Source organism: Pigmentiphaga sp. MLSB6-MA01, assembly GCF_058793475.1.
On sequence record NZ_JBXAFV010000007.1, the window covers coordinates 260,083 to 284,891 of the forward strand.

Sequence of the window (24,809 nt, forward strand, 5' to 3'; positions counted from 1 at the left end):
CTCGCATGACGGACGGACAACTGCCAGCACATAACATGCCGCGGCCCCCCCCCGCCCGGCGGCGCGAAGGACGGCGGCGGACGCGCTCAGGAAACCGGCACGTCCTGCACCTGCGCCTCGCTGGCGTCGCCCGCGGCGTAGTCCTCCAGCCGGTTGTAGAGGGTTTTCAGGCTGATGCCCAACACTTCGGCCGCGTGCTTCTTGACCCCTCCACAGTGCTGCAGCGTGGCGAAGATCAACCGCCGGTCGGCTTCGGCAAGCGACATCCCCACGGGAATCGTGACGATGGGCTCGCTTTCCCCCTTGCCGGCGGGCGCCAGCTGGATGGGCGCCGCCACGGCGTCGATCAGGCCGCCGTCGGTCATGATGAAGGCGCGGTGCACGTAGTTCTTCAGTTCTCTCACGTTGCCGGGCCAGGCATGCGAAGCCATGCAGGCCAGCATGGCGGGCGAGAACACCTTGGCCGACCTGTGGGCCTCGTTGAGCAGGTCCAGAAAGCTCTGGGCCAACAGTTCGACATCCCTGGCCCGCTCGCGCAGGGGCGGAAGATGGATGGGGAATACGTTCAGGCGATGGTAGAGATCTTCGCGCAGCTTGCCTTCGATCACCGCGTCCTGGGGATTGCGGTTGGTGGCGGCGATGATGCGGACGTCGCACTCGCTCTCCTGGTTGGTGCCGACGCGCATGAACAACCCGCTCTCGAGCACGCGCAGCAGCTTCACCTGAAGCTCGACGGGCATCTCGGTGATCTCGTCCAGGAACAGCGTGCCTCCGTGCGAGCGTTCGAAATAGCCCTTGTGCTGGCGCTCGGCGCCGGTAAAGCTGCCGCGCTCGTGTCCGAACATCTCGCTTTCGATCAGATTCGGCGAAATGGCGCCGCAGTTCACCGCCAGGAACGGCCGCTTGCGCCTCAGGCTCAGCTCGTGCAGGGTCTGGGCCGCCAATTCCTTGCCGGTGCCACTTTCGCCGATCAGCAACACCGTCGCCTCGGTGGGCGCCACCTTGCCGACCTGGTCATACAACTCCTGCATGGCCGGCGAGCCGCCCAGCATGCGCCCGAAGCGGCCGAAGCGCCGCAGCTCGCCGCGCAGCGAACCGATCTCGGCCTTCAGGTCCCCCGCCCGCGGGATGCGGTCCAGGATGGCCTTGAGGCGCTGCATGTTGATCGGCTTGATGAGATAGTCGGCCGCCCCCAGGCGCAGTGCATCCACGGCGCTTTCCACGCTGGCGTGCCCCGTGATCAGGATGACCTCGGCCGGGATGGACGGATCCAGTTCCTTGAACAGGTCCATGCCGCTGCCGTCGGGCAGCTTCAGGTCGGTCAGGACGACGTCCGGCGTCTGGCGCCCGATCTGGATGCGGGCTTCGCGGAGGTCGCCCGCGACGGCAGTGGTGAACCCCTCGGCGCCGACGATTTCCGCCAGGGCCGCCCGGGTGTTCGCTTCATCGTCCACGATCAGGACATGCGGCATGCGGATCGACTCCTGGCGATAAGGAACGAAATGCCATCGATTATCGCGGATATAGGCATCGGATCAGGTCATTACGAAGAAAATAGCTGTCCATCGCAATATTCCTTACTCCTTGTATAGACTGGCCCGCGCCGCGGGGAGGGATCAGCCTCCTCTGGCCCAAGTGCAAGCAATAGGTAAGAATTACATGAAAACTTGTAAATTTCCCTGGCCTGCACGGGACTTGCGACAGCCCGTTACCATGCCCCGGCCGACCCGCTTCCGACATACGGGGCGCCCTGCTTAGAATGGAATGCCGCCCTGGAGACTCAAGCGGAAGGAACAGGCAATGCGCCCTGACCAAGCCTTGGCACCGCCCCTGGACACTGATGCGCCCGCCGCCCCGGCGGCGACCGGATCCGTGCGCCCGGCGATCCCGACACAGCACTACGGGCTGCTGTACGGCACCTCCCAGCCCATGCGGGAGTTGTACCAGCAGATCGAAAAAGTGGCCCCCACTTCGCTGACGGTGCTCATCGTGGGCGAAAGCGGCACCGGCAAGGAACTGGTCGCCCGCACCCTGCACGAGAAAAGCCCGCGCGATGGCGGCCCCTTCATCCCCGTCAACTGTGGCGCCATCCCCGCGGCGCTGATCGAGGGGGAACTGTTCGGACACGAAAAAGGCAGCTTCACCGGCGCGATCCAGCAACATATGGGTTATTTCGAACGCGCCGCCGGCGGCACCATCTTCCTGGACGAAATCACGGAGATGGCCCCCGAGATGCAGATCAAGCTGCTGCGCGTGCTGGAGACCTCCAGCTTTCACCGCGTCGGGGGAACGGAGCAGATCTGCGCCGACGTGCGGGTCGTCGCCGCGACCAACCGCGACCCCCGGACGGCGGTCCGCGAAGGCCGCTTCAGAGAAGACCTGCTGTATCGGCTGGCGGTGTTCCCGCTGCGCGTCCCCGCCCTGCGCGAACGGCCCGCGGACATCGACATGCTGGGGCAGCGCTTCCTCGACCAGCTCAACGCGACCGAGAAAACCCGCAAGCGCTTCGCCCCGGACACACTGGACGGCCTGCGCCACTACCACTGGCCGGGCAACGTACGGGAGCTGAAGAACGCCGTGCACCGGGCCTTCATCCTTGCCGACGACGAAGTCAAGGTACGCAACCCCGAGCCTCCGCCGCGCAACCGCCGCGTGGTCCGGCGCGACGGCAGTCTCGAACTGACCGTGGGCATCCCGCTGCCGGACGCCCAGCGGGAGCTCATCCTGGCGACGCTGGCCCACTTCGGCGGCGACAAGCGGCAGACCGCCAGCACGCTGGGCATCAGCCTCAAGACGCTCTACAACCGGCTGGACGTGTACAAGCACGGCGGCGACGCCTAGGACCTGTCCACGCCCAAAGGCGCCTCGCACGGGCCCCGGGGCCGCCCGCCGCTACAGCCAGCGTTCCAGCAACCGCGACATGAACTCCTTGAACCGGATCGACAGCGGCCGCTTCTTCCATTGTTCGAGCGCCACCGGTTCGGAGGCCCGCCTGTCGCGCTCGAACAGGGCTTCCATCTGGGCGCCGAAATCGGCGCCCAGGATCACGGCATTGATCTCGTGGTTCAAGGTGAAGCTGCGCCAGTCGAGATTGCTGGATCCGGCCGTGGACCAGACGCCGTCCACCACCGCGGTCTTGGCGTGCAGCAGCACGTCCTTGCGCTCGTAGATCTTCACCCCGGCCTCCAGCAGTTCTTCGTAGTGGGAGCGGCCGGCATGAAGCACGATGGAGAAATCGCTGAACCCCGGCAACAGCAGCGTCACATCGACCCCGCGGCGGGCGGCATCGCCCAGGGCCGCGACGAAGCCCGGATCGGGCACGAAATAGGCCATGGTGATGTGCACCGACCGCTGCGAGCTGTTGATGGCCGACAGCAGCGTCAGGTAGATGGCGTGGTTGTCCGCGGAACCGGGGCGGTTGACCAGGATGCGCACCACATGCGGACCGCTCCGGGGCTGTGGCGGCAGGAAATCGATGTCGCCCAGCGGCGGCCCGCCCTGGCTGCGCCAGCCTTCCAGGAATACGCGTTCGACGTCGGGGACGGCGGGCCCGCGGATACTGACGTGGGTGTCCCGCCACGGCGCGTCCTGCCGCCCATCGCCGCCGTGGGGCCGGGACGAGCCTGCCACGGGCCGGGACGCATAGACGTCGCTCAGGTTGATCCCGCCGATGAACGCGACTTCGCCATCGACCACCAGAATCTTGCGATGGCTGCGCTCGTTGATGGACCAGCCGCCCCGGCTCTTGAGCGGATTGACCGGATTGAAGAAGACTACCTGCACGCCGGCCTGGCGCATGCGGTCGAAGAGGCCGGGGGGGACGGAGAACGTGCCGACATCGTCGACCATGACGGCCACGGCCACTCCCTCGGCATGCTTGGCGATCAGCATCTCGGCAATGAGGTTGCCGATCCGGTCGTCCTCGAAGATGTAGCTCTCCAGATGGATGAAGCGCCGCGCGGCACCAATGGCTTCCTCCATGGCGCGATAGGTGCTCGGACCGTCGCCGAAAAGGCGCACTTCGTTGCCGACGACCAACGGGGTGTCGGCAACGGCTTCCTCGACCTGCAGATGGCGCGCCAGGAAATCGCCGGCCCGGCCGCGGGCGTCCAGCTGTTGGATGATGCGGCGGCTCTCCCGGTAGGTCAGCAGGCCGGCATCGCCGGAGATGCGTACCTTGCGCCGCGGCTCGACGCCGCTGGCGGGGTCGGGCAGCGGATTGGCGCAGTGGCACAACAGCGCCGCGCACAGGCCATACAGGAGAACGCGCAGGAAGCTTCGCATTTTTTCTCATTCTGTGACGAGACAGCCCGGTTCCGTCGGGCACCCCCTGCCCGGCGGGCATCCGCACCGGTAAAACTTACCGAACCGGCAAGCGCTGCACGCTATTTTCCACTGTCCCGCGCGCCGCGCCTACGGCTTCGCATTGGCACGAAGCTTGCACGTTGCAGGGATTGCGACGCTCAACGGCCGGCGGTCCGGCCAAGCCTGGGAGACGGCATTGGTTCAAGCCAGTTACGACCTACGAGTACGGCAGCAACTATCCCTGACGCCCAGGCTTCAGCAGTCCGTCAGGCTGTTGCAGATGTCGGCGCTCGAGTTCACGCAGGAGTTGCGGCAAGCCATCGCGAGCAACCCTTTTCTGGAAGAAGACGACCAGGATCCCGCCGTCGCGGCCCAGGCAGGCGAATCGGTGTTTCCCGCCGATCGCGGCGCCACGGCCGAATCCGACCCGGCGCGCGAACCCGCCCTCCCCGCGTTCGATCCCGAGCCCTATGGCGGCAGCTACCCATCCGGCCGGGCGCGCGACGACGACGGGGACGACCGCCCCGACGCCGGGCAATGGACGCAAAGCACCGTGGGACTGCACGACCACCTCCACCAGGAGCTGTGCGGCTACCGTCTGGGAGACCGCGACCGGCTGCTGGCCGACATTCTCATCGAGGCCCTGGACGAAGACGGCTATCTGCGCCAGGATTTCGACGAACTGGCCGCCAGCCTGTCGGTGCTGCCCGCGCCCACCCACGACGAATGGATGGTCGCGCTGAAGCTGGTCCAGCACCTGGACACGCCGGGGCTCGCGGCCCGCGGCCTGGGCGAATGCCTGTGCCTGCAATTGGCGGCGCTGGCCGAGGCGACACCGGGACGCACGCCGGCGCTGGCGATCGCCGACCGCTACCTCGATCTGATGGCGCGCCGCGAAACGGCGGAGCTTCGCCGCCGGCTCGGCTGCGGCGACGAGGAACTGGCGGTGGCCTGCCGGCTCATACGCAGCCTGGCGCCACGGCCGGGCTTCGCCTTCCTGGAAGAAGGCGCGGACCATATCGTCCCCGACGTGATCGTGCGCAAGATACGGAATCAATGGGTGATCACCACCAACCCGGCGGTCATGCCCAAGGCCCGCCTGCACCAGGCCTATGCCCATCTGTTCCGCAAGGCCCGCTGCGACGACCGGGCGCCGCTGGCGCAGGAGCTGCAAGAGGCGCGCTGGCTGATACGCAACGCCGAACAGCGCTTCGCCACCATCCAGCGCGTGGCCGAAGCCATCGTTGCGCACCAGCGCACCTTCTTCGACTACGGCGAAATCGCGCTCAAGCCGCTGGTCCTGCGCAAAGTGGCCGAAGAACTGGACCTGCACGAGTCCACGGTCTCGCGGGCGACGAACAACAAGTACATGGCCACGCCGCGCGGCGTCTTCGAATTCAAGCACTTTTTCTCGCGCGAGCTGGCCACCGAAACGGGCGGCCGATGTTCGGCGGCGGCCGTGCGCGCCTTGATCCGCGACATGATCGAGGCCGAGGACCACCGCGATCCGCTGTCCGACGTCTCGCTGACCAGGATGCTGGCGCAACAGGGCGTCTTGGTCGCGCGCCGCACCGTCACCAAATACCGCGACCTGATGAAGCTCCCGCCCGCGGATCTGCGCAGACAGCCTTGAACCCTTCCGACGCGGAAACCGGGACAGGGCCTCTTGCGGAACCTGTCCCGGACTCAGCGGGCCAGCCTCAGGCCGGCATACTGCCAGCGCGCCCCCGGCGCGAAGAAATTGCGGTACGTGGCACGGATGTGGCTGCGGGGCGTGGCACAGGATCCGCCTCGCAGCACCATCTGATTGATCATGAACTTGCCGTTGTACTCCCCCACCGCGCCGGCGGCGGGACGAAACCCCGGATACGGCAGATAGGCGCTCTGCGTCCACTCCCATACGCCGCCCAGGAAGCCCGGCGCATCCACGCGCAACCGCGCCGGATGCAACAGGCCCGACTCGGAGAAGTCACCATCCTCCGGCAGGCAGCTTCCTTCGGCCATGGCCTGGGTGGCCGCCCGCTCCCATTCCTGCTCCGTCGGCAGGCGCGCGCCCGCCCACCGGGCATAGGCATCGGCCTCGTAGTAGCTCAGATGGCAGACGGGCTCCGCCGGATCCAGCGGACGCGGCCCGGACGCGGTGTAGCAACGCCATCGGCCCTCGTCCCGCATCCAGTACAGCGGCATGTCCCAATTGCCCCGGACGCGCGCGTCCCAGCCATCGGACAGCCACAGGTCCGGCCGGCGATAGCCGCCGTCCTCGATGAAGGCGGCATACTCCGCGTTCGAAACCACGCGCTGCGCCAATTCGAAGGCCTCTACCCATGCGCGGTGCCGGGGTGCCTCGTTGTCGAAAGCGAACCTGCCGCCCGCGTGCCCCAGATCCACGCTCCCCGCCTCATGGCGCCGGAACACCGGCGGGCCCGGTTCCAGCGCCGGCCCATCCGGCGGAGCCGGCCGCCATGCGGGCAGCAGCAAGGGGTTGTGCCAGAAGTGATGCTTCAGATCGGTCGCGATCAGTTCCTGGTGCTGCTGCTCGTGATGCAGGCCGAGCTCCACCAGCGCCAGCGCCCGCGGCGGCGCGGCCTCGTCCATCCAGGCCAGCAGGCGCTCCTGCACCGACTCCTGGTAGGCCATCACCCGGTCCAGCGACGGGCGCGAGAGCAGCCCCCGCTGTCCACGCGGATGCCGTCCGCCCACGCCGACATAGTAGGAGTTGAACAGCTCGCGGAAGGCGGGATCGAAAGGCCGGAACCCCGGTTGCCAGGGCTCGAGCACGAAGGTCTCGAAGAACCACGCGACATGGCCGACATGCCACTTGACGGGGCTGGCCTCCGGCATGGACTGCAGCATGCAGTCCTCGGGCGTCAGGCCGTCCAGCAACCCCAGCGTGGCCGCGCGCACGCCGGCCACCCGACGGGCGAGCAGCGCCGGAACCGAGACCTCGTCGCGCGCGTTCATCGTTGGGCCAGGAAGACGCCGAACCACGAGCGGGGATCGGTCCACATGTTGCGTACCGAGAAACCCGCCTGCGCCAGCATGGCGTCGAACTGCGCGGGCGTGTACTTGTACGAATGCTCGGTCACGATGTCTTCCCCCGCCTCGAAAATCCGCTCCGACGCCCCCCAACGCACACGCTGCCGCTGCCTGGCCCGCAGCCGCATCTCGATGCGGCCATGCCCGTCGTCGAAGCGGGACTCGTGATCGAACTCGGCGGGCTGGAAATCGCTGCCCAGCACGCGATTGCAGACCCGCAGCACATTCCGGTTGAACGCCGCCGTCACCCCCAGGTCGTCGGCATAGGCGCGCTCCATCACCCGCCGGTCCTTGCGCAGGTCCGCGCTGATCAGCAGGCTGCCCCGCGGCCCCGCCTGCCGGCAGATCGAGGCCATCAGCGCGACGGCCCGCTCGGGGGAGAAGTTGCCGATGGACGACCCGGGATAAAAGAAGACCGGAGGATAGGCCTGGGTATCGGTCAAGTGCCGGCGCAGGTCCAGGTGCCCGGAGAAATCGGCCTCCACGGCCACGCACGCGACCTCGGGGAACTTTCGGCCCAGCGCGGCCACCTCCTGGCGCAGGCAATCGGCGGCAATGTCCACCCCCAGGTAGCGGCAGGCATCCACGTGCGCAAGCCAGGCGCGGGATTTCGCGCAATCGCCGCACCCCAGGTCCACCCACTGGATGCGCGTCGGCAGGGCGCGCGCGATGGCCTCGCGGTGGGCCTCGAAGATCGCCCGCTCGGTGCGCGTGGGGTAGTACTCCTGGAGTTCGCAGATCGCGTTGAACAGGACGCATCCCTGCGCGTCATACAGGAACTTGGGATCGATGCAGGCCTGGCCGGCCCACAATCCGGCGGCCAGTTCCTCCGCCCGGTTGTCGAGCGGCACCGCATCGGCGCGTCGTCCCTGCGACGGCGCGCCTTCCATCGAAAAAGCGGTGTCGTTCCCGGCCATCCTGTGCGCGGGACCTTGAAGCATGGTGGTCAATATGGGCCTCCTTGGGACAGCGGCAGCGTGTCCTTCCGGCCCCGGCAGCAAGCACGATGCCTGGCCCGGACGTCGGACGAGGTTCTATCTATACGCCTGTCCCCTCCCATGGGACAAGAACGGGATGTAACTCCCATCGGCGTCCGTGCGAAAGTGGCGAGGCATTCGACCGGAAATCGCAACAAACTATGGCGACAGGCCCGGTTTTTCCGCCGCGGGACAACCCCTAAGCTGACAACTGTCAGGACGGATCCCTTCCGCCCGCCACCGTTACCAAGGAGTCTCCATGAACATCGCCATCATCGGTGCCACCGGCAATGTCGGCAGCCGCCTCGTCCAGGAAGCCCTGGCCCGCGGCCACCATGTCACCGCCATCGCCCGCCATGCCTCCGGGCTCGAGGCCCGTCCCCATCTGGACACGCTGGACCTCGACCTGGCCGACTCCGCCAGGCTGGCCGATGCCTTGCGCGGCAAGGACGCGGTCATCAGCAGCGTCCGCTTCGCCTCCACGCCCCTCGCGGCGGTCCTGGGCCCGGTCAAGCAGGCCGCCGTGCGCAGGCTGCTGGTGGTGGGCGGGGCGGGCAGCCTGGAAGTGGCCCCCGGCGCCGCCCTGGTCGACACACCGGCGTTCCCGGCCGAATACAAGCCCGAGGCACTGGCCGGGCGCGATTGGCTGAACGCCTTGCGGACGGAAAAGGACCTGGACTGGACCTTCCTGTCGCCCTCGGCGCTGTTCGTGCCTGGCGAACGCACGGGGACGTTCCGGCTCGGCGGCGACACGCTGCTGACCGCCGCGGACGGCAGCAGCTGGATTTCCATGGAGGACTTCGCCGTCGCCATGCTGGACGAAGCGGCGCAACCCGCGCATTCGCGCCGGCGCTTCACCGTCGGCTACTGACCGGCGTCGCGCGCGGGCAACGCGAAACGCGATGCCCGTCCCAGGAGCGTTACATGTGGCGACGATTGCAACAGGCCGCACAAACCGCCGACCCGCGATCCCCCCTACAGTCGGATTACCGCAGTATTGGAGAATCCGCATGAAACGGCTGGCAATGGCAGGGCTGGTGGGCGCCGCCCTCTTGGCCATCAGCGCGACGGCCCAGGCCCGCGTAAGCGTATCCATAGGCATCGGCCTGCCCGGCATCGTCTATGGCCCGCCCCCGGTATACATGGCCCCCCCACCGGTCTATGCACCGCCGCCCGTCCTGGTCGTCCCCGGGCCGGTCGGCTACGTGCCCTATGACCCGTACTGGCGCGAGCGCCGGTGGGAGCAGGAACGTCGGTGGGAGCGCCAACAGCGCTACCGGGAAGAACGCTACTACCGGCGGCACGACGACCGCGACTGAACAACGGCCCCTTCAACGGGGCCGTTTTTTTGCCGCCGCGCAGCGGCAAGCGTGGGGGCATTTTTTGCCGCCGGGCCGCCCCAAGGCAAAAAGCGCCCCCTCGGGGGGCAGCGCCGCCGCGCAGCGGCAAGCGTGGGGGCGTTCCTGCCGGCGGCCTCCCGCGACCAAATGTCGCGAGTTGAGGCGAATCATTGTCACGCCCGGCCGGGCCCTGTACCTTAGGCGGCGACCTCAACGTACAACGGGAGTACGCCCCTGTCCCGCCCCACGTCCTCGCGCTCCGGCGACGCGCTCCGCCCCTCCCCCGGCGACTGGCTGCAACTGGCCGGTTCGCTGTGCTGGATGGTCCAGGCCGGCATCCTGGCCGCGGCGGTACAGCGCATGGCGGCGGACCCCGGCGAGGTGGCGGCCGGCCTGCTCGCCGCCGCCGGATTCCTGCTGGCCGGGGCCGTGCGCGCCGCCTGCGACGCGTGGGGCACCCGCCTGAGCTTCCAGGTGGCGCGACGGCGGCTGTCGGCGCTGCGCGCCGCGTCGGTCGCCGCGCTGGCCGGCGGCTCGCCGCTGGACAAGCTGCGCTCCGCCGCCGGGCACGCCGCCAGCGTCCTGGCCGAACAGGCCGATGCCGCGCTGCCCTACCTGGCCCGCTATCCCGCCATCCAGCTGAAGGTGCTGGTCGTCCCCGCGGCCATCCTGGCGGCCGTCGCGCCGCTCTCGTGGATCGCGGCGCTGGTCCTGCTGGTCTCGGCCCCGCTGATCCCGATCTTCATGGCCCTGGTGGGCTGGCGCGCGCAGCGTGCCAGCGAGGCCCACCTGGCGGAAATGGGCACCTTGAACGCCTTCCTGCTCGATCGGCTGCGCGGACTGGCCACGCTGCGGGCGCTGGATGCCGTCGATGCCACCACCGAGCGGCTCGGATCCGTTGCACAAACGCTGCGTACGCGTACCATGGCGGTACTGCGCATCGCCTTCCTGTCCTCGGCGGTGCTGGAATTGTTTTCCTCCATCGGGGTCGCCATGGTCGCGGTCTATGTAGGATTCCATCTGCTGGGCGCCGTGCCCTTCGGTACGTGGGGCAGCCCGCTCACGCTCGGCCAGGGGCTCTTCGTGCTGCTGCTGGCCCCGAGCTTCTTCGAGCCGCTGCGCGAACTTTCCGCCGCCTGGCATGACCGGGCCGCGGGCCGCGCCGCGCTGGAGGCACTGCGCGCGCTGTCCGCCGCCCCCTCCAAGCTGGTGGGCGGGGCCGCGGCCCTCCCCCCGTCCGAGCCCAGCCCCGCGCACCGCGCGCCGCCCGCCGTCGAACTCGTCCAGCTGCGCTTCACCCACGCCGATTCCGCCCTGTCGATCATCGATGGCCTGGATCTGCGCGTGGCCCCCGGCGAGCGCGTGGCCATCGTAGGACCGAGCGGCGCGGGCAAATCGACACTGCTGGCGCTCATGGCGGGCCTCGTGCCCGCCCAGGCCGGTTCGGTCGTCATCGACGGCGTGGCGCTGGACGACCGCAGCGCGCCGCGCCTGCGGGCACGCATGGCCTGGATCGGGCAGAAGCCGCATGTCTTCGCCGGCACGCTGGCCGCCAACGTCGCCCTGGGCCGCCCGCAGGTGGACGCCCCCGCCGTCGGCCGCGCCTTGCGGGCCGCGACCCTGGAACAGCTCGCGGGGCGGGAAGCGGGACGCCCGCTGGGGGAATCCGGCACCGGCCTGTCGGGCGGCGAGTGCCTGCGCCTGGCCATGGCCCGGGCGGTAGCCGCCCCCGGCAGCGACCTGTGGCTGGCCGACGAACCCACCGCGCATCTCGACACCGCCACGGCCCGGGAACTGACCCGGCGGCTGCTGGCCCAGTCCGCGGGCAGGACGCTGATCGTCGCCACGCACGACCCGGAACTGGCTTCGCGCATGGACCGGGTGATCGATCTTGCCGCGCCTCGCCCGGCACGGGCCGACGCCGACAGGGCCATGGCAGGCGCCCTGAGGGCTGCCTCATGAACGCATCCCTCCACGCCGTGCTGCGGCTGTTCTTCGCCGGCCGCCGGCGCCTGTTGTGGAGCGGCATCGCGCTGGCCGCGCTGACGGTCTTCGCCGGCATGGGACTGCTGGGCCTGTCCGGATGGTTCATCACGGCGACGGCACTGGCCGGACTGGCCACCGGCACCGCCCTGGCCTTCGACGTCTTCACCCCCGGCGCCGGCATACGGCTGCTGGCGCTGATCCGCACCGCGTCCCGCTACGGCGAGCGGGTCGTCACCCACGACGCGGTACTCGCGGTCATCGCCGCGCTGCGGCCCCGGCTGTTCGCCGGATGGGCCGGCCCCGAGGCCGCGCGCAGGCTGCTCGCACGGCCCGCCCGGCTGTTGTTCCGCCTGACGGCCGATGCCGACGCGCTGGACGCGCTGTACCTGCGCCTGCTGGTGCCCGCTGGCGCCGCCTGTGCCGCCATCGCGCTGGTAGCCATCACGCTCGGCATGGTCAGCCTGCCGCTGGGTCTCGGGGTGGCCGGCTGGCTGCTGGCCACGGGCACCTGTATTTTGGCCTGGACCGCGCGCCGCAGCCGCCGCGCCGCATACCGCCGCGCGCATGCGATCGAATCGCTGCGCGCGCAGGCCATCGATCTCGTCTCCGGCCAGGTCGAGCTCGCCATGGCCGGCCGGCTGGCGGCGCAATGCGAGACACTGGCGCGGACCGAGCGCCGCCTGGCCGCCGCCGACGACGCCATCAATCGCGCCGACACACTAGGCGGCTGGCTGCAGGCCCTGACAGGCACGCTGGCCATGGCCGCCACCCTGGCGGCCTGTGCCCTCCTGGTTGCCGGTTCGGCCATCGGCGCGCCCGTGGCGGCACTGGCCCTGCTGCTGGTGCTGGCCAGCGCCGAACCGCTGACCCCGCTGCGCCGCGGCGCCCTGGAGCTGGGGCGCACGATGCTGGCCATCCGCCGCCTGGCGCCCCGCCTGGACAAGCCGGCCGCGCCCGCGGGCCGCGCCGCATCCGGCGACGTCCTGCTCGACCGCGCCGGCCTGCGCCACCCGGGCCAGCCGGCCTTGTCCGCCGGCCAGGCCCTGCAAGACATCACGCTCGACATCCGGCCCGGCGAGCGGGTCGCGGTGGTCGGCCCCAGCGGCGCCGGCAAGTCGACCCTGCTGGCGCTGGTGGCGGGCGAACGGGTGCCGTCCACCGGACAGGTCCGGGCGCCTGCCTCCTGTCTGCTGACGCAACGCACCGAGTTGTTCCAGGACAGCCTGCGCGACAACCTGCGCCTGGCCAGGCCCGACGCCGACGACGACGCATTGTGGTCGGCCCTGCGGGCCGCGGGCCTGGACCAGACCGTCGCGGCCCTGCCCGCGGGCCTGGACACGCGCCTGGGCGAAGGCGGCCTGGGGCTGTCCGCGGGCCAGGCGCGCCGGCTCGCCCTGGCGCGCCTGTTCCTGCGGCCCACGCAGTTGTGGCTGCTGGACGAACCCACGGAAGGACTGGACGCGGCAACCGCGCGCGACGTGGTCGCCCGGCTGGCCGGACAGGCACACGGCCGGACCCTGCTCATCGCCACCCATATCCGGCGGGAGGCCGCGCTGGCCGACCGCATCATCGTGCTGGACGCCGGCACGATGGCCGCCGACCTGCGCCGCGGCACCCCCGCCTTCGATCATCGACTTCACACCCTGCGCCCGGACTGAGGAGGAAGCTGGCACCATGGACCTCGACATCGTTTCACTCTCGCGCCTGCAGTTCGCATTGACGGCGCTCTACCACTTCCTTTTCGTCCCGCTCACACTGGGCCTGTCGGTCGTCATCGCCATCATGGAGACGGTCTACGTCATGACCGGGCGCAAGATCTGGCGCCAGATGACCAAGTTCTGGGGCACGCTGTTCGGCATCAACTTCGTGCTGGGCGTAGCCACCGGCCTGGTGATGGAGTTCCAGTTCGGCATGAACTGGAGCTACTACAGCCACTACGTCGGCGACATCTTCGGCGCGCCGCTGGCCCTGGAAGGCCTGATGGCCTTCTTCCTGGAGGCGACCTTCGTCGGCCTGTTCTTCTTCGGCTGGAACAAGCTGTCGCGCGTCGGACACCTGGTGGCGACCTGGTGCGTGGCGCTGGGCTCGAATTTCTCGGCGCTGTGGATCCTGATCGCCAACGGGTGGATGCAGAATCCCGTGGGGTCCGCCTTCAACCCCCAGACCATGCGCATGGAGGTCACCGACTTCTTCGCCGTGCTGACGAACCCGGTGGCGCAGGCCAAGTTCGTGCACACGGTATCGGCGGGCTACGTGACCGCGTCGGTGTTCGTGCTGGGCGTGTCGGCCTGGTATCTGCTGAAGGGCCGGCACATCGACGTGGCCAAGCGGTCGATGACGGTGGCCGCGTCGTTCGGCCTGGCCTCGGCGCTGTCGGTGGTGGTACTGGGCGACGAAAGCGGCTACCTGTCGACCGAACACCAGAAGATGAAGCTGGCCGCCATCGAGGGCATGTGGGAAACCGAACCCGCTCCCGCACCCTTCACCATCGTCGGCATTCCCGACCAGAAGGCCCGCGAGACCCACTACGCCATCCGGATACCCGCCGTCATGGGCCTGATCGGCACGCGTTCGCTCACCACCGAGATCCCCGGCATCACCACGCTGGTCGAACACGCGCGGGAACGCATCGGCAGCGGCATCCTGGCCTTCGACGCCTTGCAGCGCATCCGCGCGGCGGGCAGCTCCGCCGCCATCGCGCCGGCCGACCGCGACGCCTTCGAGCAACACGGCCCCGATCTCGGCTACGCCCTGCTGCTCAAGCGCTACCTGGACGACCCGCGCCAGGCCACGCCGCAGCAGATCGACCAGGCGGCCTGGGACACCGTGCCCACGGTCCTGCCGCTGTTCTGGTCGTTCCGCATCATGGTCGGACTGGGCTTCTTCTTCATCCTGCTGATGGCGACCTTCTTCATCCTGTCGGCCCGCCGCCGGCTCGATGCGCATCGCTGGTTGCTGAAGGTCGCGGTGTACTCGATCCCGCTGCCCTGGATCGCCGCGGAAATGGGCTGGATCGTGGCCGAATTCGGACGCCAGCCGTGGGTCATCGAAGGCGTGCTGCCGACCGCCGCGGCCGTCTCCGACCTGGGCGCGGGAACGGTGCTGCTGACGATCCTGGGTTTCACCGCGCTCTACACCGTGTTGTTCATCGTCGAGATGGGCCTGATGCTGCGCGCCATCCGCAAAGGCGTGGAACCCGATCCCGATCCGGAAGTCCGGCTCGTGGCCCCGCACCTGTCCCAACGCCTGACCGCCCAGGAGTAAGCCATGATTCTGCACACACTCATCGACTACGACGTGCTGCGCCTGATCTGGTGGGCCCTGCTGGGCGTCCTGCTGATCGCGTTCGCGCTGACCGACGGTTTCGACCTGGGCACGGGCATGCTGCTGCCCTTCGTCGGCCGCACCGACCTCGAACGGCGCGTGGTCATCAACACCATCGGACCCGTGTGGGAAGGCAACCAGGTCTGGCTGATCCTCGGCGGCGGCGCGATCTTCGCCGCCTGGCCGCCGCTGTACGCGGTGTCCTTCTCGAGCTTCTACCTCGCGATGTTCGCCATCCTGTTCGCGTTGATCCTGCGGCCGGTGGGCTTCAAGTACCGCAGCAAGCGCGACAGCACGCGCTGGCGCACGACCTGGGACTGGGCGCTGTTCGTCGGCGGCCTGGTGCCTTCGCTGATCCTGGGCGTGGCGGTGGGCAACGTACTGCTGGGCGTACCGTTCCGGCTCGACGGCGACCTGCGCATTTTCTACGACGGCAGTTTCTTCGGACTGCTGTCTCCCTTCGCCCTGCTGTGCGGCCTGGTATCGGTCGCGATGCTGGCGACGCAGGGCGCGTGCTGGCTGGTCCTGAAGACACGCGGCGAGGTCGCCGAACGCGCCCGCGGCTACGGCAGCGCGGCGGCGTTCCTGACGCTGGTGCTGTTCGCGCTGGGCGGCGTCGCGCTATGGGCATGGGTGGACGGGTATCGCATCACGAGCGCCATCGACCCGCTCGGCCCGTCCAATCCGCTGCGCAAGACGGCCGAGGTCGCCACGGGCGCCTGGTTCGACAATTACGCGGCCCATCCGTGGCTGATGCTCGCGCCGGCCGCCGGCCTGGCGGGCTCCGCGCTGGCCCTGCTGCTGCTCCGGCTGCGCAGCGAGGTCGGCGCGCTGCTGGCCAGTTCGCTGTCCATCCTGGGCATCATCCTGACCGTGGGCGTCTCCATCTTCCCGTTCCTGCTGCCTTCGTCCGCCGACCCGCGGGCCAGCCTCACGGTCTGGGATGCCTCGTCCAGCCATCTGACGCTGTTCATCATGCTGGTCGCGGCGGCCATCTTCGTCCCGCTCATCGTCGCCTACACGTCCTGGGTCTACCGGGTCCTGTGGGGCAAGGTCGACGAAGCTGCCGTGAAAGACCCTGGCAACCACGCCTACTGACACATCAGGGAGAAACGAGCATGTGGTATTTTTCGTGGATATTGGGGTTGGGCCTGGCGGCGACTTTCGCCGTCCTGAACGCCATGTGGTATGAACTCAGAGAAGGGGAATGATCCCCCGTACGCGCTTCGCGCGCCCCCCAGGGGGCGGCACGGCGGGCCGGCAAAGCCGGATCCGCCTTGCCCATCGTAAGGAATATCCGCGGTATGAAGACTTGGGATGAACGCTTCTCCGAACCTGGCTACAAGTACGGAACGGCGCCCAACCGCTTCCTGGCCGAACAGGAACACCGGCTGCCCACGGGTAGCCGGGTGCTGCTGCCGGGCGACGGCGAGGGCCGCAACAGTGTGTGGCTGGCCGAGCGCGGGCATCAGGTGCTGGCGGTCGACAACTCGCAGGTCGGACTGGACAAGGCGCTGGCCCTGGCGTCGGATCGCGGCGTCACCATCACGACGCTGAATGCGGACCTGGCGGCCTGGACGCCGCCGCCGGCGACCTGTGCCGCGGTCGTCCTGATCTACGTCCACCTGCCCGGCGCTTTCCGGGCCGAGGCCCACCGGCGCCTGGCGGGCGCGCTGGCCCCCGGTGGCTGGCTGCTCCTGGAATCCTTCCATCCCCGCCAACTCGCCTACCAGAGCGGCGGCCCCCGCGACGCCGACATGCTGAGCGGCCTGGCCACGATACGCGCCGACTTCGCTGGCCTGCTCGAAGAAGTGCAAGGCTGGGAAGGCGAGGTGGAACTGGACGAAGGAGACGGGCACCGCGGACCGGCCTTCGTCACCCGCTACGTGGGCCGCAAACCCGGCGCCTGACTTTTTTCGCGCGCTGCCTGGGCGTATCCGGGATTTCTATATTGAATAATAATAGTTATTATTCGCCTTTTCCTTAATTAATCAGGAACATCCATGTCGACGCCCACGCTGCGCGTCTGGGGATGGCCGCTCGCGCTGGGCGTGCTGACCGCGACGGGACTCGTCACCGCCCTGGTTTCCGATAGCTGGGGCGACGCCTGGTCCTGGGCGGGGCTGGGCATCCCGGTCGCCACCATGCTGTGGTTCGGACTGCGCCGCCAGCCCGACCGCCCACGCTTCCACGCCTCGACCCGCAGGCGCGCCTGACCGGCGGCGCGCTCTTCCCGCCACTACAGGAACCCCGACCCATGCCCTCCGCGCGCGCCTTGAAGACCTGGTCCTGGCTGCACAAATGGAGCAGTCTGATCTGCACGCTGTTCATGCTGCTGCTGTGCCTGACCGGCCTGCCCTTGATCTTCCATCACGAATTGGGCCACCTGCTGGGCACCGAAGTCGAAGCGCCCCAGCGGGCGGACGACCGGGCGCGCGTCAGCCTGGACCGGGTGCTGGAAGCCGCGCAGGCGCGCCACCCCGGCCGCGTCATCCAGTTCGCTTCGCAGGACGAGGAAGACGACCGCATCTGGTTCGTCACGCTCACCCCCACGCCCGCGCCCACCGACGACTTCCGTTCGGTGGCGGTCGACGCCCGCACCGGCGAGGTACTGGCCGAACCGCGTTTCGACGAAGGCTTCATGTACGTCATGCTCAAGCTGCACGTGGACTTGTTCGCGGGACTGGCGGGCAAACTGTTCCTGGGATTCATGGGACTGCTGCTGCTGGTGGCCATCGTCACCGGCGCGGTCCTGTACGGCCCTTTCATGAAAAAACTGGAATTCGGCGACGTGCGGCGGCACCGGACGCCGCGCGTCAAATGGCTGGACCTGCACAACCTGCTGGGGGTGGTCACGCTGGTATGGGCCTTCGTCGTGGGCGGCACCGGCATGATCAACACCTGGGCCGACCTCATGATCAAGTATTGGCAGTACGACCAGCTCAGCGCGCTGCTCGCGCCCTACCAGGGCCAGCCGGTCACGCCCCCCGCCCAGCGGGCGTCGCTGCAGCGCTCGATGGAAGCGGCCATGGCCGCCGCGCCCGATACGCGGCTGTCTTTCATCGCGTTCCCCGGCACGGCTTTCTCCAGTCCGCACCACAATACCTTCTTCCTGGCCGGCAACGAACCGCTCACGTCCAAGCTGCTGCAACCGGTGCTGATCGACGCCCGGACCGCCGAAGTCACCGCCGCGCCCAGGCTACCCTGGTACCTGACGGCGCTGCTGGTGTCCCAGCCGCTGCATTTCGGCGACTACGGCGGCATGCCGATGAAGATCCTGTGGGCGCTGCTGGACATCGCCACCATCATCGTGCTGGGCAGCGGACTGTACCTGTGGCTGAAACGGCGGCAACCTGCCGCCGCCAGGGCCGGCGGCACGCGACGGGCCGCCTAGGGCGGTTCCCTTTCGCTCAGGCCATGTTGGCGATGACGGATTCGCCGAACCCCGAGCACGACACCTGGGTCGCGCCCTCCATCTGCCGTGCGAAATCGTAGGTCACGCGCTTGGACAGGATGGTGCGCTCCATCGCCGGCAGGATCAGGTCTGCCGCCTCGTGCCAGCCCATGTGCTGCAGCATCATGCGGCCCGACAGGATCTCGGAGCCGGGATTGACGTAGTCCTTGCCGGCATACTTGGCGGAAGTGCCGTGGGTGGCCTCGAACACGGCCACCGAATCGCTCATGTTCGCGCCCGGAGCAATGCCGGCGCCACCGACCTGCGCGGCCAGCGCCGACGAAAGGTAATCGCCGTTCAGGTTGGGCGTGGCGATCACGTCGAACTCGACCGGGCGCAGCAGCATGGTCTGCGAGAAGGCGTCGACCAGGCAATCCTTGACGAGGATATCCCGGCCGGTGCGCGGGTTGCGGATGCGGCAGAAAGGCCCGGCGTCGATGGTCTCGGCGGCGAACTCCCGGCGGGCGGTCTCGTACCCCCAGTCGCGGAACGCGCCTTCGGTGTACTTCATGATGTTGCCCTTGTGCACCAGCGTGACCGAGCGGCGGTCGTGGTCGATGGCGTACTGGATGGCCCGGCGCACCAGGCGCTCCGTCCCCTCGCGCGATACCGGCTTGATACCGATGCCGGAGGTGGCCGGGAAGCGCAGGTGCTTGGCCCCCAGCTTTTCCTCCAGCACGGCGATCAACTCCACGGCCTCGGGCGAGCCCGCGGCGTATTCGATCCCCGCGTAGATGTCCTCGGAGTTCTCGCGGAAGATGACCATGTTGGTCTTCTCGGGCTGCTTCAACGGCGACGGCACGCCGCGCAGGTACTGGATGGGCCGCAGGCAGACGTACAGGTCCAGCGCCTGCCGCATCATCACGTTCAGCGAACGGTAGCCGCCTCCCGGCGGCGTGCCCAGCGGTCCCTTGATGGCCACGACGAACTCGCGCAGCGCGGCCACGGTTTCATCGGGCAGCCAGCCGCCCTCGCCGTACAGCGTGGTCGCCTTGCGGCCCGCGTAGATTTCCATCCAGTGGATGCGGCGGGCATCGCCATAGGCCCTCGCCACCGCCGCGTCGATCACCTTGATCGCCACCGGCGTGATGTCGCGCCCGGTGCCGTCGCCTTCGATATAGGCGACGATGGGCTGGTCCGGCACGTTGAGGGAGAAATCCGCGTTGACGGTGATGCGGCTGCCCTGGGCGGGCACCTGGATATGCTTGTAGGAAGACATGCGGCGTTTCCAAACGATCGTTGAAGCAAGCCGCGTCGCGGCCCTGGCACATGGCTGGAATTATCCCGTATTCGGCGGGCCAATGCCATGCGGCCGGGCGCCACCCGCCGCGGGCCCGGCGGGTACAATGTCCGGATGATGTTCAACCCTACCCGAGACCAGGTCCGCCAGTTCTTCACCGAGACCTGGCGCAAGCATCGCGCCGGCGAAGTCCTGACGCCGCTGGAAGCGACCGCGCTGGACTGGATCCTGGAACACCCCGAATACCACGGCGACCTCGAGAACCCCGAGGCCGCCCAGGCCGACTATGGCGTCGAGGCCGGCCGCACCAACCCTTTCCTGCACCTGTCCATGCACCTGGCGATCGCCGAACAGTTGTCGATCGACCACCCCCCCGGCATCCGCGACGCCTACCAGCGACTGGCCCAACGCAAGGGCGCGCACGATGCCGCCCACGAAATCATGGAATGCCTGGGCCGGGTGGTTTGGGAATCGCAGCGCCTGGGTACGCCGCTGGACACCGACGCCTATATCGACCTGATCAAGCAACGGTAAGCACGCATCAGCCGGCCGACGGCCGCAGAAACCGCCTGCTCGCCAGTTGTCTTTGCATGTGACGAAAAGGCTCGGCGAGGTACGGGTTCGAAGCGGCGCCCGGCTGGATCAACAGCCCCACGCAGCCGAGAAAATCCACGCTCTGCAGTTTCGGATTCGATGAAAAATCGGGCATGACGGTCAGGCCGACGCACCCATTGAAACCGACCTTCCTCAGCTCAGGATTCGACGAGAAATCCGGCGCGACCGTCAACCCTACGCATCCCGTCAACACGACTTCCCTCAGCTCCGGATTCGATGAGAAATCCGGCGGGAGCGTCAGATCGATGCACCCGCTGAGGTTGACCACCATCAGTTTTGGATTCGACGAAAAATCCGGCGCGACCGTCAAGTCCGGACAGGCACCAAGCACGACCTTCCTCAACTCGGGATTCGACGAAAAATCCGGCGCGGTCGACAGCCCTCGGCACTGGATCGCCCTGACCTCGACCAGCCGCGGATTGGACGAAAAATCCAGCGCGGCGGTCAGCCCCTCGCACCTGACAAGCAAGACCGATGTCAGGTTTGTCCAGGGCCGGAAATCCGGCGTCACGGCATACCTCGCGTCGGCGCCAACGCCATCGAATGCGAATGCCGCATCCTTGCCATCCGGGCTGTCATCGCGCAGACGGGTAATCGTCCGGTCGATACGGCGCATCAATGCTTCCGTCCCCGGAGCCAGGTTTGCACGGAACCTCACTTCACGCAGCGGACCCGTTTCTCCGCGATCCAGAACATCCAGCACGGCCGCGCTTTGTTCCGCCCACAACCCCGAAAAATCCACATCGATATGAGGATTGTTGCAAAGCAATGCCGATACGCCCTTGTTGAACTGATCATCGGGACCTTTCGCCAGAGACGCGATGGTTGATCTCGTCACGTAGGCCCCCACGGCACTGTTTTCGGGGAGCGCCAGATTGGCCTTGTCGATCTCGCGAAGGTGTTTGCTGGTCGCGGCAAAATTTGCCCGGGCGATTGCCGCTTGCCGTATGGGATCCGCCTGCCGTTGACCGGCGGCCCAATGCCGAGCCGGTGGCGTTTCTTGCGGCGCGGAACGCGCGGCCCCGTCCATCAACTGCTGATGAATGAAGCCGATGATCTCCGCCGGCAACGTGGAAATGGAGGTAGGCATGATAGGGGGGTCGATTGGTCAAGGTAGGCATTCGAGTACGAATGCCTCGTGGCCAGATACGCACCGATCAGCGATCTTGGCGCTTCAACGCTGACGCCCGGTGCTTCTCTGTTTTCTCATGACCGTATGTCGCCAGCCCCTGCCCGGCAGTTCCCTGGGGTTCCCTCCACGCGCTGGCGCGCGGAGGGAACCCTGTTATTTCCTTACCGCCAGGTTGCCCGGCAGGCTGGACAGGTAGGCCGCCACGTCCTGGATGTCCTTGTCGGACAGCTGGACGGCGAACGCGCCCATGATGGGGTTCTTGCGGATGTTGGCCGACGGCGCGGCGTTCGACTGGCCGCGGCGGTAGGCCTTGAGCGCATGCGCGAGGTAGTCGGGATGCTGGCCCGCCAACTGGGGATAGCTGGGATCGATCGAGGTCTTGGCATCGGCCCCGTGGCACGAGGCGCAGTTGATGCGGTCGAACACCGCCTTGCCGGCGGCGATGTCGCCGGCGGCCTGGGCGGCCGACAGCGATAGCAGGGCGCTGCCGACGAGGAAGGAAAGGCGCAGGGTGGTCTTCATGGTCGGGCGGCTCACTTCAGGCTGGAATAATAGGCGGCCAGATCGGCGATGTCCTGTTCGGACAGGCTTTTGGCAATGCCAACCATGGAAGGATGCGTCCGTGCGCCGCTGGCGTATTCCTTCAGCGCCGCTTCGATGTACTTGGCGTTCTGCCCAGCAATCATCGGGACTTGATAGACCTCGGGAAAGCTGGCCTTGTAGCCTGGAATGCCATGGCAGCCGATGCACATGGAATTCTTGTCACGAGCGGCGTCGGCGCTGCCCGTGATGGTGGCCGGCGGAGCGGATTGGGCCGCGGCCGAGCCGACGACCGCACAGGCGGCCAGGGCGGCCAGGGCGGGCAGCGCCCGCTTCGTTATGCTCAACTTCATTAGAACGCTCTATCAGAATCAAGAGAAATCCCGATGCCGGGCAGCGAAACGACTGAGCGGCAACGCCCGGCCCCCACAGGCCAACGAAGCGTCTCCGTTTTATTCCATCCAGAAACCGTATTGTTGTACTCAGGTCCGGTTTCCGTCTTTATTTAACCCCTAATGATACATCAGGAACCGCCAACCCCCGCCGTCCGCTCGCGGGGACGGGCGCCGGCGTCCCCTGCCCGTCCGGACTTTTCTTATACTGGGTGCTTCGCCCTCGCGGCGCCCTATCGCCAGCCCGACCATGCCCCAGTCCGTCTCGCCGTCCACCGCCCGCTTCCAGGGCACCGACACCTACGTCGCCACCGACGACCTGACGCTTGCCGTCAATGCCGCGCTCACGCTGGAGCGCCCCCTCCTGATCAAGGGCGAGCCGGGCACCGGCAAGACCATGCTGGCCGAGGAAGTGGCCCGGGCGCTGGGACGGCCGCTGCTGCAATGGCACATCAAGTCCACCACCAAGGCTCATCAGGGGCTGTACGAGTACGATGCGGTTTCGCGCCTGCGCGATTCGCAACTGGGCGACGAAAAGGTACGCGACATCACGAACTACATCGTGCGCGGGGTGCTGTGGCAGGCCTTCACCGCGCCCGAGCCGGTGGTGCTGCTGATCGACGAGATCGACAAGGCCGACATCGAGTTCCCCAACGACCTGCTGCGCGAGCTGGACCGCATGGAATTCCACGTGTACGAGACGCGGGAAACGGTGCGCGCCGTGCACCGGCCGCTGGTCATCATCACCTCCAACAACGAGAAGGACCTGCCCGACGCCTTCCTGCGGCGCTGCTTCTTCCACTACATCCGGTTTCCCGAGAAGGAAACCATGGAGCGCATCGTCGGGGTCCACTACCCCGGCCTGAAGCAGGAACTGCTGTCGGCGGCGCTGGACAGCTTCTTCCAGCTGCGCGAGACCCCCGGCCTGAAGAAGAAACCGTCCACGTCCGAGTTGCTGGACTGGCTCAAGGTCCTGCTGGCCGAAGACATCCCCCCGGAAGCCCTGAAAAGCACCGACCGCGAAGCCGCCGTGCCCCCGCTGCACGGCGCGCTGCTGAAAAACGAACAAGACGTCCACCTGTTCGAACGCCTGGTCCTCATGGCTAGAAGCGGCAGGCGAGCATGAATCCGCGCCCCCTCGGCAGGCACGTCCGACTCAGGGTGCCGCGGATCCGGCTTCGCCGGTCCGCCAGCGCCGCCCCCTGGGGGGCGCGCGAAGTGCGTAGGGGGGGGCCTCATGCTCATTGATTTCTTCTATCACCTGCGCAAGCACCAGTTGCCGGTCTCGATCAACGAGTACCTGACGCTGCTGGAGGCGCTGTCGCGCCGGGTGATCGCGCCCTCGGTGGACGAGTTCTACCTGCTGGCCCGGATGACGCTGGTCAAGGACGAGAGCCAGTTCGACCGCTACGACCAGGCCTTCGCCAGCTACTACAGGGGCGTCGAGGCGGCCTTCCCGCCGGGCAAGGAGATCCCGGCCGAATGGCTGGTGCGGCGCTTCATGCGCGAGTTGTCGCCCGAGGACAAGGCCGCGATCGAGAAACTGGGCTGGGACAAGCTGATGGAGCTGTTCCGCCAGCGGCTGGAGGAACAGAAGGAACGCCACGAGGGCGGCAGCAAGTGGATAGGCACCGGCGGCACCTCGCCCTTCGGCAGCGGCGGCTATCACCCCGAGGGCATCCGCATCGGCCAGGACAGCGCCGGCAACCACAGCGCGGTCAAGGCCTGGGACATGCGCAGCTTCCGCGACTACGACGACCGGGTGGAACTGGGCACGCGCAACATCAAGGTGGCCCTGCGGCGACTCCGCCGCTTCGCCCGCGAAGGCGCCGACCTGGAGCTGGACCTGGACGACACCATACGCAGCACCGCGCGCAACGCCGGTCACCTGGACATCCGCATGGTGCCCGAGCGGCACAACACGGTGAAGGTGCTGATGATGCTGGACGTGGGCGGCACGATGGACAGCCACGTCCAGCGGATCGAGGAACTGTTCTCGGCGGCGCGCAGCGAGTTCAAGCACCTGGAAGTCTATTATTTCCACAACTGCCTGTACGACTGGGTCTGGCAAAGCAACCGCCGCCGCCACGCCGAACGCGCCCACACCTGGGACGTGCTGCGCAAGTACAACCCGGACTGGCGCCTGATCTTCGTCGGCGACGCCACCATGAGCCCCTACGAGATCCTGCAGCCGGGCGGCTCGGTGGAATACCACAACACCGAGGCCGGCGCGGTCTGGCTGCAGCGCATGGCCGCGGCCTATCCCCGTTTCGCCTGGCTCAATCCCGAACCGGAGGGCCTGTGGCCCTACCGCCAATCCACCGACATCATCCGGAAACTGATGCAGGGCCGCATGTATCCGGTCACGCTGAACGGCCTGGAACAGGCCATGCGGCTGCTGTCCAAGTAACACCCGGGCCTCGCGGCGGGAACGTTGTCGCGGCCCGTTACTCCAATCCACTTCCTGA

At 67.9% G+C, this 24,809-nt stretch carries 23 protein-coding genes; 15 read left to right on the forward strand and 8 right to left on the reverse strand.

The genetic code is table 11. From position 1 onward, the window contains the following. Positions 1-86: 86 nt before the first annotated feature. Positions 87-1,472 (reverse strand): sigma-54-dependent transcriptional regulator, encoded by a 1,386-nt coding sequence (locus AC1Q6E_RS14020; RefSeq protein ID WP_152800177.1) that lies wholly within the window; start codon positions 1,470-1,472, stop codon positions 87-89. Between the two features lie 328 nt (positions 1,473-1,800). Here AC1Q6E_RS14020 and AC1Q6E_RS14025 point away from each other — a divergent pair, with 328 nt between their 5' ends. Next, positions 1,801-2,841, forward strand: coding sequence for a sigma-54 interaction domain-containing protein (locus tag AC1Q6E_RS14025; protein WP_492572960.1), 1,041 nt, complete (start codon positions 1,801-1,803; stop codon positions 2,839-2,841). A 51-nt stretch (positions 2,842-2,892) separates the two neighbouring features. Here AC1Q6E_RS14025 and AC1Q6E_RS14030 read toward each other — a convergent pair whose 3' ends face one another. Further along, positions 2,893-4,284, reverse strand: coding sequence for a phospholipase D-like domain-containing protein (locus tag AC1Q6E_RS14030; protein WP_152800175.1), 1,392 nt, complete (start codon positions 4,282-4,284; stop codon positions 2,893-2,895). A gap of 217 nt (positions 4,285-4,501) precedes the next feature. On the opposite strand from AC1Q6E_RS14030, the gene AC1Q6E_RS14035 reads away from it, so the two are divergent. Beyond that, positions 4,502-5,938: an RNA polymerase factor sigma-54 gene (locus AC1Q6E_RS14035; RefSeq protein WP_152800174.1), complete on the forward strand. Its 1,437-nt coding sequence runs from the start codon at positions 4,502-4,504 to the stop codon at positions 5,936-5,938. Between the two features lie 53 nt (positions 5,939-5,991). Here the strand turns inward: AC1Q6E_RS14035 and egtB are convergent, their stop codons facing one another. Together egtB and egtD are read right to left on the reverse strand one after the other, a co-directional pair. Further along, a complete protein-coding gene (egtB, locus tag AC1Q6E_RS14040) occupies positions 5,992-7,266 on the reverse strand; it encodes an ergothioneine biosynthesis protein EgtB (RefSeq protein ID WP_492572961.1) in 1,275 nt (424 codons plus the stop codon). Further along, the gene (egtD, locus tag AC1Q6E_RS14045) at positions 7,263-8,282 is read right to left on the reverse strand and encodes an L-histidine N(alpha)-methyltransferase (protein WP_296556312.1); all 1,020 of its coding nucleotides are present in this window, start codon (positions 8,280-8,282) and stop codon (positions 7,263-7,265) included. Before egtD ends, egtB begins: the two co-directional genes overlap by 4 nt. Positions 8,283-8,577: 295 nt before the next feature. Here egtD and AC1Q6E_RS14050 point away from each other — a divergent pair, with 295 nt between their 5' ends. The 10 genes from AC1Q6E_RS14050 (at position 8,578) to AC1Q6E_RS14095 (ending at position 18,362) form a co-directional block, all read left to right on the forward strand. Next, positions 8,578-9,189: an NAD(P)-dependent oxidoreductase gene (locus AC1Q6E_RS14050; protein WP_492572962.1), complete on the forward strand. Its 612-nt coding sequence runs from the start codon at positions 8,578-8,580 to the stop codon at positions 9,187-9,189. Positions 9,190-9,328: 139 nt separating this feature from the next. Continuing rightward, positions 9,329-9,637, forward strand: a complete 309-nt coding sequence (locus tag AC1Q6E_RS14055; protein WP_152800170.1) for a hypothetical protein — start codon at positions 9,329-9,331, stop codon at positions 9,635-9,637. 315 nt (positions 9,638-9,952) lie between these two features. After that, a complete protein-coding gene (cydD, locus tag AC1Q6E_RS14060) occupies positions 9,953-11,620 on the forward strand; it encodes a thiol reductant ABC exporter subunit CydD (protein WP_492572974.1) in 1,668 nt (555 codons plus the stop codon). Continuing rightward, a complete protein-coding gene (locus AC1Q6E_RS14065; RefSeq protein ID WP_492572963.1) occupies positions 11,617-13,302 on the forward strand; it encodes an amino acid ABC transporter ATP-binding/permease protein in 1,686 nt (561 codons plus the stop codon). Before cydD ends, AC1Q6E_RS14065 begins: the two co-directional genes overlap by 4 nt. 16 nt (positions 13,303-13,318) lie before the next feature. Further along, positions 13,319-14,908, forward strand: coding sequence for a cytochrome ubiquinol oxidase subunit I (locus tag AC1Q6E_RS14070; protein WP_152798805.1), 1,590 nt, complete (start codon positions 13,319-13,321; stop codon positions 14,906-14,908). Between the two features lie 3 nt (positions 14,909-14,911). Continuing rightward, complete coding sequence (gene cydB / locus AC1Q6E_RS14075; protein WP_296556292.1) at positions 14,912-16,066, forward strand: cytochrome d ubiquinol oxidase subunit II; 1,155 nt, start codon at positions 14,912-14,914, stop codon at positions 16,064-16,066. Positions 16,067-16,086: 20 nt separating this feature from the next. After that, positions 16,087-16,179 (forward strand): cytochrome bd-I oxidase subunit CydX, encoded by a 93-nt coding sequence (gene cydX, locus AC1Q6E_RS14080; protein WP_152798809.1) that lies wholly within the window; start codon positions 16,087-16,089, stop codon positions 16,177-16,179. A gap of 93 nt (positions 16,180-16,272) precedes the next feature. Next, on the forward strand, positions 16,273-16,878 hold the full coding sequence (locus AC1Q6E_RS14085) for an SAM-dependent methyltransferase (RefSeq protein ID WP_152798812.1): 606 nt from the start codon (positions 16,273-16,275) through the stop codon (positions 16,876-16,878). Positions 16,879-16,971: 93 nt separating this feature from the next. Next, on the forward strand, positions 16,972-17,184 hold the full coding sequence (locus AC1Q6E_RS14090; protein WP_152798814.1) for a hypothetical protein: 213 nt from the start codon (positions 16,972-16,974) through the stop codon (positions 17,182-17,184). 41 nt (positions 17,185-17,225) lie between these two features. Then, positions 17,226-18,362, forward strand: coding sequence for a PepSY-associated TM helix domain-containing protein (locus AC1Q6E_RS14095; protein ID WP_152798816.1), 1,137 nt, complete (start codon positions 17,226-17,228; stop codon positions 18,360-18,362). A gap of 16 nt (positions 18,363-18,378) precedes the next feature. Here the strand turns inward: AC1Q6E_RS14095 and icd are convergent, their stop codons facing one another. Continuing rightward, positions 18,379-19,641: an NADP-dependent isocitrate dehydrogenase gene (gene icd, locus AC1Q6E_RS14100; RefSeq protein WP_152798818.1), complete on the reverse strand. Its 1,263-nt coding sequence runs from the start codon at positions 19,639-19,641 to the stop codon at positions 18,379-18,381. 138 nt (positions 19,642-19,779) lie between these two features. Between icd and AC1Q6E_RS14105 the strand changes: the two genes are divergently transcribed. After that, positions 19,780-20,196: a DUF1841 family protein gene (locus AC1Q6E_RS14105; RefSeq protein ID WP_152799117.1), complete on the forward strand. Its 417-nt coding sequence runs from the start codon at positions 19,780-19,782 to the stop codon at positions 20,194-20,196. A gap of 7 nt (positions 20,197-20,203) precedes the next feature. On the opposite strand, the gene AC1Q6E_RS14110 is transcribed toward AC1Q6E_RS14105, so the two are convergent. The 3 genes from AC1Q6E_RS14110 to AC1Q6E_RS14120 all read right to left on the reverse strand — a co-directional run bounded on the left by AC1Q6E_RS14110 (position 20,204) and on the right by AC1Q6E_RS14120 (position 22,302). After that, positions 20,204-21,367, reverse strand: coding sequence for a leucine-rich repeat domain-containing protein (locus AC1Q6E_RS14110; RefSeq protein ID WP_492572965.1), 1,164 nt, complete (start codon positions 21,365-21,367; stop codon positions 20,204-20,206). 195 nt (positions 21,368-21,562) lie between these two features. Beyond that, a complete protein-coding gene (locus AC1Q6E_RS14115; RefSeq protein ID WP_152798822.1) occupies positions 21,563-21,931 on the reverse strand; it encodes a c-type cytochrome in 369 nt (122 codons plus the stop codon). An 11-nt stretch (positions 21,932-21,942) separates the two neighbouring features. Further along, positions 21,943-22,302: a c-type cytochrome gene (locus AC1Q6E_RS14120; protein ID WP_152798824.1), complete on the reverse strand. Its 360-nt coding sequence runs from the start codon at positions 22,300-22,302 to the stop codon at positions 21,943-21,945. A gap of 289 nt (positions 22,303-22,591) precedes the next feature. On the opposite strand from AC1Q6E_RS14120, the gene AC1Q6E_RS14125 reads away from it, so the two are divergent. Next, positions 22,592-23,467: an AAA family ATPase gene (locus tag AC1Q6E_RS14125; RefSeq protein WP_152798826.1), complete on the forward strand. Its 876-nt coding sequence runs from the start codon at positions 22,592-22,594 to the stop codon at positions 23,465-23,467. Positions 23,468-23,578: 111 nt separating this feature from the next. Beyond that, positions 23,579-24,751, forward strand: coding sequence for a vWA domain-containing protein (locus tag AC1Q6E_RS14130; protein WP_492572966.1), 1,173 nt, complete (start codon positions 23,579-23,581; stop codon positions 24,749-24,751). Positions 24,752-24,809: the final 58 nt, after the last annotated feature.

What these genes read in the sequence shown, in the direction of transcription:
- icd (WP_152798818.1), bottom strand. Translation starts at nt 19,641, where the DNA reads ATGTCTTCCTACAAGCATATCCAGGTGCCCGCCCAGGGCAGCCGCATC.
- AC1Q6E_RS14020 (WP_152800177.1), bottom strand. Translation starts at nt 1,472, where the DNA reads ATGCCGCATGTCCTGATCGTGGACGATGAAGCGAACACCCGGGCGGCC.
- AC1Q6E_RS14090 (WP_152798814.1), top strand. Translation starts at nt 16,972, where the DNA reads ATGTCGACGCCCACGCTGCGCGTCTGGGGATGGCCGCTCGCGCTGGGC.
- egtD (WP_296556312.1), bottom strand. Translation starts at nt 8,282, where the DNA reads ATGCTTCAAGGTCCCGCGCACAGGATGGCCGGGAACGACACCGCTTTT.
- AC1Q6E_RS14110 (WP_492572965.1), bottom strand. Translation starts at nt 21,367, where the DNA reads ATGCCTACCTCCATTTCCACGTTGCCGGCGGAGATCATCGGCTTCATT.
- AC1Q6E_RS14050 (WP_492572962.1), top strand. Translation starts at nt 8,578, where the DNA reads ATGAACATCGCCATCATCGGTGCCACCGGCAATGTCGGCAGCCGCCTC.
- AC1Q6E_RS14065 (WP_492572963.1), top strand. Translation starts at nt 11,617, where the DNA reads ATGAACGCATCCCTCCACGCCGTGCTGCGGCTGTTCTTCGCCGGCCGC.
- cydB (WP_296556292.1), top strand. Translation starts at nt 14,912, where the DNA reads ATGATTCTGCACACACTCATCGACTACGACGTGCTGCGCCTGATCTGG.
- AC1Q6E_RS14055 (WP_152800170.1), top strand. Translation starts at nt 9,329, where the DNA reads ATGAAACGGCTGGCAATGGCAGGGCTGGTGGGCGCCGCCCTCTTGGCC.
- AC1Q6E_RS14030 (WP_152800175.1), bottom strand. Translation starts at nt 4,284, where the DNA reads ATGCGAAGCTTCCTGCGCGTTCTCCTGTATGGCCTGTGCGCGGCGCTG.
- AC1Q6E_RS14130 (WP_492572966.1), top strand. Translation starts at nt 23,579, where the DNA reads ATGCTCATTGATTTCTTCTATCACCTGCGCAAGCACCAGTTGCCGGTC.
- cydX (WP_152798809.1), top strand. Translation starts at nt 16,087, where the DNA reads ATGTGGTATTTTTCGTGGATATTGGGGTTGGGCCTGGCGGCGACTTTC.
- AC1Q6E_RS14070 (WP_152798805.1), top strand. Translation starts at nt 13,319, where the DNA reads ATGGACCTCGACATCGTTTCACTCTCGCGCCTGCAGTTCGCATTGACG.
- AC1Q6E_RS14120 (WP_152798824.1), bottom strand. Translation starts at nt 22,302, where the DNA reads ATGAAGTTGAGCATAACGAAGCGGGCGCTGCCCGCCCTGGCCGCCCTG.
- AC1Q6E_RS14095 (WP_152798816.1), top strand. Translation starts at nt 17,226, where the DNA reads ATGCCCTCCGCGCGCGCCTTGAAGACCTGGTCCTGGCTGCACAAATGG.
- AC1Q6E_RS14085 (WP_152798812.1), top strand. Translation starts at nt 16,273, where the DNA reads ATGAAGACTTGGGATGAACGCTTCTCCGAACCTGGCTACAAGTACGGA.
- AC1Q6E_RS14105 (WP_152799117.1), top strand. Translation starts at nt 19,780, where the DNA reads ATGTTCAACCCTACCCGAGACCAGGTCCGCCAGTTCTTCACCGAGACC.
- AC1Q6E_RS14115 (WP_152798822.1), bottom strand. Translation starts at nt 21,931, where the DNA reads ATGAAGACCACCCTGCGCCTTTCCTTCCTCGTCGGCAGCGCCCTGCTA.
- AC1Q6E_RS14125 (WP_152798826.1), top strand. Translation starts at nt 22,592, where the DNA reads ATGCCCCAGTCCGTCTCGCCGTCCACCGCCCGCTTCCAGGGCACCGAC.
- egtB (WP_492572961.1), bottom strand. Translation starts at nt 7,266, where the DNA reads ATGAACGCGCGCGACGAGGTCTCGGTTCCGGCGCTGCTCGCCCGTCGG.
- AC1Q6E_RS14025 (WP_492572960.1), top strand. Translation starts at nt 1,801, where the DNA reads ATGCGCCCTGACCAAGCCTTGGCACCGCCCCTGGACACTGATGCGCCC.